Source organism: Streptomyces sp. NPDC127100 (assembly GCF_042724095.1).
Taxonomy (GTDB): Bacteria; Actinomycetota; Actinomycetes; order Streptomycetales; family Streptomycetaceae; genus Streptomyces.
Genome location: NZ_JBHXFL010000004.1, coordinates 94,600 through 106,859, shown reverse-complemented (window position 1 = coordinate 106,859; position 12,260 = coordinate 94,600). Strand labels below are relative to the sequence as shown.

12 protein-coding genes are annotated in these 12,260 nt (G+C 74.5%); 7 read left to right on the top strand and 5 right to left on the bottom strand.

Going from position 1 to position 12,260, the window contains the following annotated elements:
* Nucleotides 1-115: 115 nt before the first annotated feature.
* The 4 genes from ACFWJB_RS06950 to ACFWJB_RS06935 all read left to right on the top strand — a co-directional run bounded on the left by ACFWJB_RS06950 (nucleotide 116) and on the right by ACFWJB_RS06935 (nucleotide 4,314).
* Nucleotides 116-1,144 carry a LacI family DNA-binding transcriptional regulator gene (locus ACFWJB_RS06950; protein ID WP_386920718.1) on the top strand — a complete coding sequence of 343 codons (1,029 nt, stop codon included), beginning with the start codon at nucleotides 116-118 and terminating at the stop codon, nucleotides 1,142-1,144.
* 115 nt (nucleotides 1,145-1,259) lie between these two features.
* A complete protein-coding gene (locus ACFWJB_RS06945; protein WP_386920716.1) occupies nucleotides 1,260-2,561 on the top strand; it encodes an alpha/beta fold hydrolase in 1,302 nt (433 codons plus the stop codon).
* A gap of 94 nt (nucleotides 2,562-2,655) precedes the next feature.
* On the top strand, nucleotides 2,656-3,399 hold the full coding sequence (locus ACFWJB_RS06940; RefSeq protein ID WP_385472727.1) for a PIG-L deacetylase family protein: 744 nt from the start codon (nucleotides 2,656-2,658) through the stop codon (nucleotides 3,397-3,399).
* 84 nt (nucleotides 3,400-3,483) lie between these two features.
* Nucleotides 3,484-4,314 (top strand): pentapeptide repeat-containing protein, encoded by an 831-nt coding sequence (locus tag ACFWJB_RS06935; RefSeq protein ID WP_385472724.1) that lies wholly within the window; start codon nucleotides 3,484-3,486, stop codon nucleotides 4,312-4,314.
* Here ACFWJB_RS06935 and ACFWJB_RS06930 read toward each other — a convergent pair.
* The gene (locus ACFWJB_RS06930; RefSeq protein WP_386920713.1) at nucleotides 4,276-5,862 is read right to left on the bottom strand and encodes a cytochrome P450; all 1,587 of its coding nucleotides are present in this window, start codon (nucleotides 5,860-5,862) and stop codon (nucleotides 4,276-4,278) included. The genes ACFWJB_RS06935 and ACFWJB_RS06930 overlap by 39 nt on opposite strands.
* 109 nt (nucleotides 5,863-5,971) lie before the next feature.
* On the opposite strand from ACFWJB_RS06930, the gene ACFWJB_RS06925 reads away from it, so the two are divergent.
* Nucleotides 5,972-6,580 (top strand): TetR/AcrR family transcriptional regulator, encoded by a 609-nt coding sequence (locus ACFWJB_RS06925; RefSeq protein WP_386920711.1) that lies wholly within the window; start codon nucleotides 5,972-5,974, stop codon nucleotides 6,578-6,580.
* A gap of 112 nt (nucleotides 6,581-6,692) precedes the next feature.
* Nucleotides 6,693-7,418, top strand: a complete 726-nt coding sequence (locus ACFWJB_RS06920; protein WP_386920908.1) for a DUF2470 domain-containing protein — start codon at nucleotides 6,693-6,695, stop codon at nucleotides 7,416-7,418.
* Here ACFWJB_RS06920 and ACFWJB_RS06915 read toward each other — a convergent pair.
* The 4 genes from ACFWJB_RS06915 to ACFWJB_RS06900 all read right to left on the bottom strand — a co-directional run bounded on the left by ACFWJB_RS06915 (nucleotide 7,386) and on the right by ACFWJB_RS06900 (nucleotide 10,700).
* Nucleotides 7,386-7,667 (bottom strand): hypothetical protein, encoded by a 282-nt coding sequence (locus ACFWJB_RS06915; protein WP_386920709.1) that lies wholly within the window; start codon nucleotides 7,665-7,667, stop codon nucleotides 7,386-7,388. The genes ACFWJB_RS06920 and ACFWJB_RS06915 overlap by 33 nt on opposite strands.
* Before the next feature lie 41 nt (nucleotides 7,668-7,708).
* Nucleotides 7,709-8,764, bottom strand: a complete 1,056-nt coding sequence (locus ACFWJB_RS06910) for a hypothetical protein (protein WP_385471405.1) — start codon at nucleotides 8,762-8,764, stop codon at nucleotides 7,709-7,711.
* Between the two features lie 48 nt (nucleotides 8,765-8,812).
* A complete protein-coding gene (locus tag ACFWJB_RS06905; protein WP_385471402.1) occupies nucleotides 8,813-10,084 on the bottom strand; it encodes an aromatic acid exporter family protein in 1,272 nt (423 codons plus the stop codon).
* Between the two features lie 121 nt (nucleotides 10,085-10,205).
* Nucleotides 10,206-10,700: an FBP domain-containing protein gene (locus ACFWJB_RS06900; protein ID WP_385471399.1), complete on the bottom strand. Its 495-nt coding sequence runs from the start codon at nucleotides 10,698-10,700 to the stop codon at nucleotides 10,206-10,208.
* 225 nt (nucleotides 10,701-10,925) lie between these two features.
* Here ACFWJB_RS06900 and ACFWJB_RS06895 point away from each other — a divergent pair, with 225 nt between their 5' ends.
* Nucleotides 10,926-12,215 (top strand): ROK family protein, encoded by a 1,290-nt coding sequence (locus tag ACFWJB_RS06895; protein ID WP_386920707.1) that lies wholly within the window; start codon nucleotides 10,926-10,928, stop codon nucleotides 12,213-12,215.
* Nucleotides 12,216-12,260: the final 45 nt, after the last annotated feature.

Sequence of the window (12,260 nt, the reverse complement as noted above, 5' to 3'; positions counted from 1 at the left end):
TTCCGCGTCCCGTCACCACCGGCGCCCGGCCGGGCGGAGGCCGCCCCGCGACGGCGCGGGTAATGTGAAGGTTTTCCCGCCCCCTCCCCAGACCGACCCTGGAGGTCCCTGCCCGATGGCCCATTCGGTGGGTATCAAGGACGTCGCCCGCGCCGCCGGAGTATCCGTGGGCACGGTCTCCAACGTCATCAACCGCCCGGACAGCGTCGCGGCCGAGACCCGCGCACGGGTGCTGTCCGCGATCGACCGGCTCGGCTACGTCCGCAGCGAGTCCGCGCGCCAGTTGCGCGCGGGCCGCAGCCGCATCATGGGGCTGCTCGTCCTCGACATGGGCAACCCCTTCTTCGTGGACGTCGCGCGCGGCGCCGAGCGGGCCGCCCGCGAGGCGGGGCTCGGCGTGATGGTCTGCAACAGCGCCCAGAGCCCCGGCGAGGAGGCCGAGTACCTCTCGCTCTTCGCCGAACAGCGGGTGCGGGGCGTGCTCCTGACCCCGGCCGACGCCACCGGCCGCAACATCGAGGGCTTCCGGCGCCACAACATCCCCTTCGTACTGGTCGACCGAGTCGCCGAGGGCACCACCGAGTGCTCGGTCTCCGTCGACGACGTCGCCGGCGGCGCCCTGGCGGTGCGCCACCTCGTCGACGCCGGACACCGCTCCCTCGCCTACGTCAGCGGCCCGCCCGGCCTCAACCAGGTCCGCGACCGCCGCACCGGCGCCCTGAACGCGCTCGCCGAGGCGGGACTCGCCGCCGAGACCCTGCGTGAACTGCCCACCGAACGCCTCGACGTCGCCGCGGGCCGCGACGCCGGCGCCCGCCTGCTCGGCCTGGCCGACCGGCCCACCGCCGTCTTCTGCGCCAACGACCTGCTCGCCCTGGGGGTCCTCCAGGCCATGTACGCCGCGGGGGTCGGCGTCCCCGACGACCTCGCCATCGTCGGCTACGACGACATCGAGTTCGCCGCGGCCGCCGCGGTCCCGCTCACCTCGGTGCGCCAGCCCGCCGTCACCATGGGCGCCATGGCCGCCGAACTGCTCCTGGAGGAGACCGAACGCCACGGCGACGACGAGCGGACCCACGTCCACCGGCGGGTCGTGCTCCAGCCCGAACTGGTGGTGCGCCGCTCGAGCCTGTCCGTCCGCTGACCGGCCGTTCAGCACATTGTCCCGGTCCCGGGGGGCGGCGGCCGCAGGACCATGTGCTGAACTGGGACACGGCCGAAAGATCCGACCGTACGACCCATCCGCCCCGGGAGCCCCGTTGAGCGCCAGTTACCGCCAGCCCGGCGTCGTCCTCACCGACCGCCGATTCACCGTGCCCCTCGACCACGCCGACCCCGCGGGGGAGACGATCGAGCTGTACGCCCGCGAGGTCGTCGCGAGCGACAAGGCGCAGGACGACCTGCCGTGGCTGGTGTACCTCCAGGGCGGCCCCGGCTTCGGGGCGCACCGCTTCGTCGGCCGCCCCTCCTGGCTCGGCCGCGCCCTGGAGGAGTACCGCGTCCTGCTCCTCGACCAGCGCGGCACCGGTGCCTCCACGCCGGCCAACCGCCAGACGCTGCCGCTGCGCGGCGGCCCCGCCGAGCAGGCCGACTACCTCACGCACTTCCGCACCGACTCCATCGTCCGCGACTGCGAGATCGTCCGCGCCCAGGTCACCGGCGGCGCCCCCTGGACCGTGCTGGGCCAGAGCTTCGGCGGCTTCTGCACCGTCGCCTACCTCTCCCTGGCGCCCGAGGGCCTGCACACCGCCCTGATCACGGGCGGCCTGCCGTCCCTCGACGCCCACGTCGACGACGTCTACCGGGCCGCCTACCCCCGCATCGAGCGCAAGGTCGAGGCGCACTACGCGCGCTACCCGCAGGACGTGGAACGCGCCCGCCGCATCGCCGACCACCTGCTCACCCACGACGTCGTCCTGCCGAACGGCTACCGCCTCACCGTCGAGGCCTTCCAGTCGCTCGGTATCGTCCTCGGCGGCAGCGAGGGCAGCCACCGTCTGCACTTCCTGCTGGAGGACGCCTTCGTGCGCACTCCGCGGGGCGTGGAGCTGTCCGACGCCTTCCAGGAGGAGGTCCAGGGCCTGCTGTCGTTCGCCGGCCACCCGTTGTACGCCCTCGTCCACGAGGCGATCTACGGGCAGGACGCGCGCCCGACGAACTGGTCCGCCGAGCGGGTCCGCGCCGAGTTCCCGCGCTTCGACGCCGCCAAGACTCTCGCGGGCGACGAACCGCTGCTGTTCACCGGCGAGACGATCCACCCCTGGACGTTCGACTGCGACCCGGCGCTGCGCCCGCTGCGCGAGACCGCCGACCTGCTCGCCGCCCGCACCGACTGGACGCCCCTCTACGACCCCGCGCGGCTCGCCGCCAACGAGGTGCCGGCCGCCGCGGCCGTCTACCACGACGACATGTACGTCGACACCGCCCACGCGCTCACCACCGCCCGGAACATCCGGGGCCTGCGCACCTGGGTCACCGACGAGTTCGAGCACGACGGCGTGCGGGCCGGCGGCCCCCGCGTCCTGGACCGCCTGCTGGCGCTGGCCCGCGACGAGGCCTGACCGGCGGTCCCGCGCCACGGCCCCGCGGGCGGCGCGCGCGTCCCGCCCGTGCCGTCGCCGTGGGCGAGGCCGTGCCGCGGGCTAGGGTGCGGGCATGACGGAGCCGACGATCACGCAACTGGAGCCCATGCCCGGCGACTGGCGGCGCGCCCTCGCCGTCGTCGCCCACCCGGACGACCTGGAGTACGGCTGCGCGGCGGCGGTCGCCGCCTGGACCGACGAGGGCCGCGAGGTCGCCTACGTCCTCGCGACCCGCGGCGAGGCGGGCATCGACACCCTGCCGCCCGCCGAGTGCGGTCCGCTGCGGGAGCGGGAGCAGCGGGCGAGCGCGGCCGTGGCCGGGGTGAGCGAGGTGGAGTTCCTCGACCACCGGGACGGCGTCGTCGAGTACGGCGTCGCCCTGCGCCGGGACATCGCCGCCGCGATCCGCCGGCACCGGCCCGAGCTGGTCATCACCCTCAACCACCGCGACACCTGGGGCCAAGTGGCCTGGAACACCCCGGACCACGTGGCCGTCGGCCGGGCCACGCTCGACGCGGCGGGCGACGCCGGCAACCGGTGGATCTTCCCGGAGCTGACCGAGCGGGGCCTCGAGCCCTGGGACGGCGTCCGCTGGGTCGCCGTCGCGGGCTCCGCCACGCCCACGCACGCCGTGGACGCGACGGCCGGGCTGGAGCGGGCCGTCCGCTCGCTGCTCGAACACCGCACCTACATCGAGGCGTTGACCGACGAGGAACCGGAGGCGTACGCGCGCGGGTTCCTGACCCGCACCGCGGAGCAGACGGGCCGGCGCTTCGGGAACCGGCCCGCGGTCGCCTTCGAGGTGTTCGCACGGTGACGGACCCGGCCGACGGCTCTTTCGGCCCCGCCGGGGGGCCCGCCACCGCCGGGGACCCGGCCCGCGTTCCGTAAGCTGAACGCCATGCGAGAACGAGAGACCGGCCGGGCCGAGCTGCGCGGGGACTGCGAACGGTGCTTCGGGCTGTGCTGCGTGGCGCTGCCGTTCACGCGCTCGGCCGACTTCGCGGTGGACAAGGACGCCGGCACCCCCTGCGGCAACCTGCGCGAGGACAGCCGGTGCGGGATCCACGCGCGGCTGCGGCCGGAGGGCTTCACCGGCTGCACGGTCTACGACTGCTTCGGCGCCGGGCAGCAGGTCTCCCAGGTCACCTTCGGCGGACAGGACTGGCGCACCGGCCCGCCCGGGCACGCCCGCGGCATGTTCGAGGTGTTCCCGGTGGTCCGCCACCTGCACGAGCTGCTCTGGTACCTGACCGAGGCACTGACCCTGCCCGCCGCCCGGCCCGTCCACGCCGACGTGCGCCGCATGCTGGCCGAGACGGAACGGCTCACCGCCTCGGCCCCCGCGGAACTGGCCGCGCTGGACGTGGCGGCGCACCGGCAGCGGGTCAACGTGCTCCTGCTGCGCACCAGCGAACTGATGCGGGCCGGGACGCGCGGCAAGAAGAAGAACCGCCGCAACGCCGACCTGATGGGCGCCCGTCTGAAGGGTGCCGACCTGAGTGGGGCCGACCTGCGCGGCGCCTACCTCATCGCCGCCGACCTCACCGGCGCCGACCTGCGGGGCGCGGACCTGATCGGCGCCGACCTGCGCGACGCCGACCTGACGGACGCGGATCTCACGGGCGCCTTCTTCCTCACCCAGCCGCAGCTCACCGCGGCCCGGGGCAGCGCCGGCACGAAGCTGCCGGAGTCACTGGCCCGGCCGGCGCACTGGACAGCGGGCCGCTGAACCGTCCGGCTCCGTGCCGGCCCGCTCCGTGCCGCCCTGCTCCGCGCCCGCCTGCCGCGCGGCGGCGTCGGTCCTCTCGCCGCCGGGCTCCGGCAGCGCCCCGCGGCGGTCCAGCCGCAGCCGCAGCCCCTCCGGCATCAGCGTCAGCCGCTCCGTCACCCGCAGCCGGTAGTCCGGCTCGGGCCGCAGCTCGTAGCGGCGCAGCAGCAGCCCGAGCACCAGCGTGGCCTCGTGCAGCGCGAACTGCCGCCCGATGCACGCCCGCGCGCCCGTACCGAACGGCTTGAACGTGTGCGGGGCACGCGCCCGGACGGCCTTCGCCTCGAAGCGGTCGGGGTCGAACCGCTCGGCGTCCGGCCCCCACACGTCGGGATCGCGGTGCAGCATCCCGGTGAGGACGAGCGCCCACGCGCCCCGCCGCATGGGATACGCGCCGTCCAGCACCGTGTCCCGGCGCGCCTCCCGCGAGAAGGCGGGCGCGGTCGGCCACAGCCGCAGCGTCTCGTCCAGCACCCGGCGCACGTACCGCAGCCTGGCCACCTGCTCGTAGCCGGGCGTCTCGACGGCGCCCCAGACCCGGTCCACCTCGGCGCGGGCCCGGGCCGCGACCTCCGGGTGCCGGGCGAGGTAGTGCAGGGCGAAGGAGAGCGCGCCCGAGGTGGTCTCGTGGCCCGCCACCAGGAAGGTGATGACCTGCCGCCGGACGTTCTCCGCCGACAGGCGCTCACCGGTGTCCGGGTGGACCGTCTCCAGCATCCGGTCGAGCAGGTCGCCGTCGCCGCCGTCCGAGGAACGGCGGGCCCGGACCAGGTCGTCGACCGTGCGGTTCAGGTAGGCGATGTCGGCCGCGTTGCGGCGGCTCGCACCGCGCAGCAGCCGGCGCGCGAGCGGCACGGGCACGGTGTTCAGGCGCTGCGCGTAGCCGAGGGTGCCCACCATCGCGGTCACGAACGGGTGGAGCCGGGGGCGTTCGAACGACCCGAAGTCGTGCCCGAACCCGGTGCGCGCGATCGTCTCCAGGGTCAGCTTCGTCATGTCGCCGGGAACGTCCACGGTGTGTCCGGCGGCCTCGGCACGGTCCCACTGGGCCGTCAGCCGTCCGGCCACGTCCAGCATCGTGAGGTGGTAGCCGGCCATGGCCTCCCGGCTGAAACCGGGCGCCAGGACGTCGTGCGCGAGCTGCCAGTTGGGTTCGTGGTTGTACGCCGTGAACAGCCCGTCCCCGGCGACCGGACGCAGGTTGGCCACGCCGAGCCCCACGTGCTTGGCGAAGCGGGACTCGTCCGCCAGGTCGGCGGCGAGCCGGGCGCCCCACACGAACACGAACTCCTTGCCGAAGACCCGCCGCCGGAAGATCGGTCCCAACTGCCGTGCGTAGCGCAGCGAGTCCTGCATCGGCGTGCTCCGGCTCGCCCCGAGCACGTCCCCGACCAGCGGGAGGCGGTGCGGCGGGTGCGGGATGCGGTCCAGTTCGGGCCAGCCCAGCTCGGCGCTGCGCAGTCCCTTGGGCAGCCCGTCCGCGGCCGCTTCCGTCCTCGTCTGAGCCATGACCCGATCTCCCTCGACGCGGCGCCGTGTCCCGAGTGTGTTGTACGTCGATTCAATAGCGGCCCCAGTGTCGTCCCGTTGCTGAACCGACGTCAAGTAAAGTGCGGGCATGGCCGCGAACCAGGGCGGGCGCACGCGCCGCCGGCTCAGCACCGAGGAGCGCCGGGAGCAACTGCTGTCGGTGGGCGCGCGGTTGTTCTCCGAGAGCCCCTACGACGAGGTGTGGATCGAGCGGGTCGCCGAGATCGCCGGAGTTTCGCGGGGCCTGCTGTACCACTACTTCCCGGGCAAGCGGGACTTCTTCGCGGCGGTCGTGGAGCGCGAGAGCGAGCGCATGCTGCGGATGACGGCGGCCGTGCCCGGCGTCCCGGTGCGCGAGCAGCTCGCCGCGGGTCTCGACGCGTATCTGGAGTACGTCCGGGAACACGCGCACGGCTACCGCGCCTTCCACCGCGCCGACGCGACGGGGGACCAGGTCGTGCGCCGGGTCTACCGACGGGCGCTGGCCGCGCAGGAACGGCAGATCCTCGCCGCCCTGGCCGCCGACCCGGAGTTCGGCCCCGCCGTCGAGGAGCGGGCCGACGCGCGGCTCGCGGTGCGCGGCTGGCTGGCGTTCACCACCGCGGTCTGCCTCGAGTGGCTGCGGGACCCGCGGCCGGCCCGGGAGCAGGTGCGCGACCTGTGCGCGCGGGCCCTGCTGGGTGCGATCGCGCCGTAGGCACCCGTCCCGCGCCGGGAGGGCCACACGTGGATCACGTGTGCCGGTTGGCGCGCGCCCCGATCTCCGATAGGTTAGGCAAGGCTTACCTAATGAGATGTCGGAGGTTGGGATGGGTCACCACCACACCTGGACGGCCGCGCCCGCCGCGGCGGAGCAGGCCCGTTCCGTGCTCGCCGCCGCATGGTCCTGCGCGGTGACCGCGGAGGGCGGCCGCGAGGAGTTCGCCGGCGCGCACACCGTCGCCGAGGACGGCCGGGTGCTGCTGCGCGTGCCCGACGACAGCGTCCTGGCCGCGGCGGCGGTCTGCGCGCCCCGCGGCGAACCGTCCGCCGTCCTGGAGTTCGCCGACGTGGCGCCCGTCCCGCTGCGCAGCCGGATCCGCGCCCGGCTCTGGCTCGCGGGCCGGTTCGCCGCGGAGGACGGCCGCCTGGCGTTCCGGCCGGCGCGCGTGGTGCTGCGGCAGTCGTCCGGTGCCGTGGTGGTGGGCCTTGAAAAGTTCGCCGCCGCCGCGCCCGACCCGCTGGCCGGCGCCGAGGCCCGGCTGCTGACCCATCTCGCCGACTGCCACGCCGACGCGGTGGAACGCCTCACCCGGCTCGTCGACGCCGGCAGCCTGTACGGCGCGGTCCGGGTCCGCCCCCTCGCCGTCGACCGGCACGGACTGACGCTGCGCATCGAGCGCGCCCGAACCCACGGCGACGTACGGCTGCCGTTCCACGCCCCCGCGGACGACGTCACGCAGCTCACCGAACGCGTGCACGTGCTGCTCGCGCAGGCGAGCGCGGCCTCCTGCCCCCGCGCGCTACAGCGGCAGCGCGCAGACGGCGACGGGTGAGGAGAACGGCTCCCCGATGCCCCGGCCGCCGCCCTCGGCCGAGGTGAACGTCCCCAGGTGGAGCGGGCGCGGACCCGGCGGGGCGTGCTCCCGGCCCGGCGCGCCGCCGCCCGCCGAGGAGGCCGCGGGGGTGGCCGCCGACCCGGGCCTCGGCGCGTCGCCGCAGGCCGTGGCCGCCGGGAGCGCCGCGGCGGCCGTCCGGGCGAGGGCGGCGGTGAACCGGCGCCTGCTCCAGCCACCGTCCCTCATGCGCGCTCCCGTCCGCCGGCCCGTCAGGTCCGCCCCCGTGTCTACCAGTCGCCGTCCTGCACGGGCGCCCCGGGGGCGTCCTTGAGGGGCTGGATCTGCTGTGGGCCGGGCTGCTGCCAGCTCTCGTGGTCGTCGCCGATCCAGTCGCCGACCGGCTTGACCTCCTGGAGCGGCTCGGCCGGCGACAGGTCGTGCGCGTCCTCGTCGTAGTAGTCGAACCAGGGCAGACCCGCCCTGGTGTAGGCCGCCCGGTCCACGGGGGACGGCGGCGGGGCCTCGCCGGTGATGCGCTGCCACTCCGGAGGCGTCACCAGGTGCACGAAGACCCGGCCCGCCGGCCGCTCCGCCCAGTCCGTCAGGGGCCGTTCGTCCCGGTAGACCTCCTGCCGCATGGAACCGCCGACGCCCAGCCCCATGGCGGGGGCGGACCGCGCCCGTGCCCCGCCCGCGGGTGCCGGGGCCGCGCCGGGGGCGGCCGGCGCCGACATCGGCAGCGCGGTCCCGAAGGCGCTGCGCCGGCGGGTGCCCCGGTCACGCAGCGCCTCGGCCCGGCGTCGCTCCTCCTCGCGCCAGCGGGCCAGCTCCCGGTCGTTGAGGGCGAACGCCTGCAACTGCACGCCGCCCCACACCTCCTCGCCGGTCACCTGGCCCTCGACGGTCGCGCCCATGCCCAGCGGAACCGCCACGAACTGGCGGACCGTGCCCGTCCCGGAGTTGATGCCGTCCAGCCAGGGCTGCCGGGGAAGCACCACGTAGTTCTGCGGATCGCGGGAGAGCCGGTCGCTCCACGGCCGGCCCGACACCGCGCACACCTTGCCCACGCCGACCTGCAGGGCCGCCGGCTCCCTGGTGCCGGCGAAACTCAGCCACATGGCCTCGCGCAGGTACACCGGCAGCATCACGCCACCGCGCGCCCGCCACGCCTCGGGCACGGTGTCGGCGTAGTCGGCGATCCGCCGGACCGGGAACTCACCGAGCCCCGGCGGCAGCGGATGCGTGCCCGTCTCGGGCAGCCGCAGCGTGCGGATGAACCGCACCGCCGCACCGCCCGGCAGCCGCAGCGTGTTCCCGTCGATCCGCACCCCGGTTCCGGTCATCCGATCGCCCCACTTCCCGCCGGGCCCTCGCCCGGCCGCCCGTGTCTGTCATGAAGAACGATGCCCGGCGGCGCCCCGGTTCCGCCGCAGCCGCGTCACCTTGCGCGCACGGTCCCACATCCTGGTCAGCCGCGGGCGGCGCTCGCGCTGCTCACGCGTGTGGCGGTCCAGCTCCTCCAGCAGCCTGCGCGAGCGGTGCTCGGTGTCCATCTCGTCGATGATGCGGTTGACCTCGGTCAGCACCGCCCCCTGCAGCTGCCAGTGGCGGGCGCCGCCCTGGACCTCGGCCAGCAGCAGCTGGTCCAGCTTGTCCCGGGTGACCGCCGCCTGCCGCAGCTCGGCGGTCAGGCGTTCCTCCGCCGACTCGGCGTTCTCGCTGACGCTGGTGGTGACCAGGACCGAGAAGCTGACCACGGCGTCGGCGATCTCGGACAGCAGCTGCTGGATGGTCGCGCCCGTCTCCGGCGGGAACAGGGGCTCGGGCTCGCGTTCCTTGGCGAGATCGGTGAGGGTGCGCGCCAGGACCCGCAGCACCACCGTGCAGATCTCCAGGGTGTCCAGGCCGGTGCGCAACACCACCCGGTGCAGCAGTCCTTCCCGGACGCGCGGATTGAGCCGCAGGCTGTCCTCGGCCTGTCGCAGGTCCTCGTCCACCTCGGCGATGTCGTGGTCGAGGCGGCGGGCCTCGTGCAGCCGGGCCGCCGCCTCGTGGAACGGCGTGGTGCCCGCGGCCTCCTCGCCCATCCGCAGCATCAGCTGCCGCACCCGCCGGGCCAGGCCCTCGATCGACTCCCCGGCCTGCTCCACCCACACCGGAGGGGCGAAGAGCAGGTTGAAGGCCAGTCCGACGACCGCCCCGATCAGCGTCTCCACCACCCGGGCCCAGGCCAGGGAGCCGTGCGCGGTCACCCCGAGCACCAGCATCGCGCTGATCGCCACCTCGGCCACGAACTCGTCCGCCCGCACCAGATGCCCGATGCCGAGCGCCGCCACGATCACCAGCGCGAGGCTCCACCAGCTCAGTCCCACCACCGCGCTGAAGACGATGGCGACCAGGACACCGGCCACCACCGCGTTCACCCGTCGGACGCTCATCTTCAGCGTGGCGTAGAGGGTGACCTGGACGACCAGCAGCGCGGTCAGGGGCGCGGTGAGCGGCGCCGCCGACTTGTCGGGGCTCAGCCGCACCGCGATGACATAGGCGATCGACGCCGCCGCGGCGGAGCGCAGCGCCTGAACCACCACCGGGTCCCGGTGCCACTTGGCCAGGCGCTTCACCTCACGCGCGGCGGACGCCAAGGTCTCACGAACATCAGGCATCCTCGGGCTGTTCCCCTTCCCCCGGCGCAACGAACGTATCCGGACAGACGGTAACCGGACGCACGCGGTCAAAACGGTTTCCACGCGCCTGGTTCCGCTCGATGGGCCGGGGGTCGGGGGATCAGTCGGTGATCTTCGCCAGAAAGGCCGACAGATTGCCCGTGGTGCGGGCGATCTGCTCCTCCAGGGTGAGGCTCTCCTCGAAACGGGCGCCGGTCTCCGGCGTCTTCTTCCCGCGCAGGTACAGCGAACAGGCGAGGTCGGTGCACATGTACAGGCCGACCGAGTTGCCCTCGCGGCCGGCCGGGCCCGCCTTGCGCGCGGTCATCAGCGACACGCCCCCGCGGGGATGGGTGGTCAGGCAGAGCGAGCACATGCTGCGGTGGAAGAAGCCCGGCCGGACCGGCTGGAAGCGCAGGGCGACACCGACCAGGCGCCCGCCGTGCTCGGTGACCAGATAGCTGCGGTCGGGCGCTCCGGGGTCCCGCCAGCCGAGGAAGTCGAGGTCCTCCCACGGGCGCTCGTCGAGATCGCGCGGGACGGCCAGGCGCTTCGCCTCGCCCTTCGAGCAATTGATGAAACAGGCGCGGATGTCCCGCTCGGTGAGTGTTCTCATGGGAGGTCCCGGAGTGCGATCGTCGGTCGGGGAAGAGAACCTAGGGGGCCTAGGTTTCCGCCTAGGGTAAATAGCCGGGCGGCGAAGGAGCCAACGGATTTACCGGGAGCGGCGGCCGCACCAGCCGCCGAACGGCAGTTCAGAGCCTGAATTAAGGGGAGAGGAAAGTCGCGGGCGGCGGGTCGGCGGAGGTATGTTGCAGGTCGGGACGGCGGGAGGAGCCACATGGCGGGGCGGAACGGGCGCACGGTGCGCGACCTCAGGCGGGCCAACCGTACGGCCGTACTGCAGCGGCTCTACTTCGACGGGCCGCTCAGCCGCTTCGAGCTGGGCCCCGCGACCGGGCTGAGCTCCGGCTCGGTCAGCAACGTCGTCGCGGACCTGGTCGGCGACGGCCTGGTGGAGGAGGCCGGCAGCGTCGACTCCGACGGCGGCAGGCCCCGCACACTGCTGCGGGTGGCCCCCGCGAGCGGTCACATGATCGGCGTGGACGTCGGCGAGACCAGAGTGCGCGTCGAGCTCTTCGACCTGACCCTCACCGAGCTCGCCCGCGCGGAACGCCCGCTGACCCAGCAGCGCTACGAGGTCGAGGTGATCGTCGACCACATCCGCGAGGGCATCGCCGAGGTGCTGACCGCCGCCCGCCTCGCGCCCGAGCGGCTGCTCGGCGTGGGCATCGGCGTCCCCGGCATCGTCGAGCACACCCCGGACCGCGGCGCCGTCGTCCACGGCCAGACCATCGGCTGGGACGCCGTGCCGCTGGAGTCCCTGCTCCGCGCCGGTTCCCCGCTGCCCGACACCGTCCCGTACTTCATCGACAACGGCGCCAAGACCCTCGGCCAGGCCGAGATGTGGTTCGGCGCCGGACGCGGTGCCCGCAACGCGATCGTGGTGCTCTTCGGCTCCGGCGTCGGCGCCTGCCTCGTCACCCCCGAGGTGGAACACGGCCGCGCCGTCGAATGGGGACACCTGACGGTCCGGGTCAGGGGGCGCCGCTGCCGCTGCGGCGCGCTCGGCTGCCTGGAGGCCTACGCGGGCGCCGAGTCCCTGCTGGCCCGCTGGCGCGAGGAGGGCGGCCGGGTGCCCGAGGGCACCGACGAGGAGACGGCCCTGACCTCGATGCTGGCCGCCGCCCATCCACCCGGCGGCGCCGCCGCCGACCCGGTCGCGCTCGCCGTCCTGGAGGAGACCGCCGAGTACCTGGGCGCCGGCCTGTCCGACCTGATCAACCTCTTCCAGCCCGAGCGCATCCTGATCGGCGGCTGGGCCGGCCTCCAGCTCGGCACCCGCTTCCTGCCCGCCGTACGGCGCCACGCGGTGTCCTACGCGCTGCGCCATCCCGCGCAGCAGGTGACGGTCGACCTGGGACGGCTCGGCCCCGACGCGGTCACCGTCGGCGCCGCGATCCTGCCGCTGGCCGACTTCTTCGCCCGTGGCGGCAGGCGCCCCGAGCCGGCGCCCGAGAACCCCCTCCCAGCCTGGCGTACGGCCCTGGAGGAACGGGCGCCGCACTGAGGTTTCGCCGGCCGCCACGGGGGCACCCGACGTCGGCCGTACGAC

Bases quoted from the DNA above. Each gene is read 5' to 3' on its own strand.
- ACFWJB_RS06930 (WP_386920713.1), bottom strand. From the start codon at position 5,862: ATGGCTCAGACGAGGACGGAAGCGGCCGCGGACGGGCTGCCCAAGGGA.
- ACFWJB_RS06935 (WP_385472724.1), top strand. From the start codon at position 3,484: ATGCGAGAACGAGAGACCGGCCGGGCCGAGCTGCGCGGGGACTGCGAA.
- ACFWJB_RS06950 (WP_386920718.1), top strand. From the start codon at position 116: ATGGCCCATTCGGTGGGTATCAAGGACGTCGCCCGCGCCGCCGGAGTA.
- ACFWJB_RS06940 (WP_385472727.1), top strand. From the start codon at position 2,656: ATGACGGAGCCGACGATCACGCAACTGGAGCCCATGCCCGGCGACTGG.
- ACFWJB_RS06915 (WP_386920709.1), bottom strand. From the start codon at position 7,667: ATGAGGGACGGTGGCTGGAGCAGGCGCCGGTTCACCGCCGCCCTCGCC.
- ACFWJB_RS06925 (WP_386920711.1), top strand. From the start codon at position 5,972: ATGGCCGCGAACCAGGGCGGGCGCACGCGCCGCCGGCTCAGCACCGAG.
- ACFWJB_RS06920 (WP_386920908.1), top strand. From the start codon at position 6,693: ATGGGTCACCACCACACCTGGACGGCCGCGCCCGCCGCGGCGGAGCAG.
- ACFWJB_RS06905 (WP_385471402.1), bottom strand. From the start codon at position 10,084: ATGCCTGATGTTCGTGAGACCTTGGCGTCCGCCGCGCGTGAGGTGAAG.
- ACFWJB_RS06910 (WP_385471405.1), bottom strand. From the start codon at position 8,764: ATGACCGGAACCGGGGTGCGGATCGACGGGAACACGCTGCGGCTGCCG.
- ACFWJB_RS06900 (WP_385471399.1), bottom strand. From the start codon at position 10,700: ATGAGAACACTCACCGAGCGGGACATCCGCGCCTGTTTCATCAATTGC.
- ACFWJB_RS06895 (WP_386920707.1), top strand. From the start codon at position 10,926: ATGGCGGGGCGGAACGGGCGCACGGTGCGCGACCTCAGGCGGGCCAAC.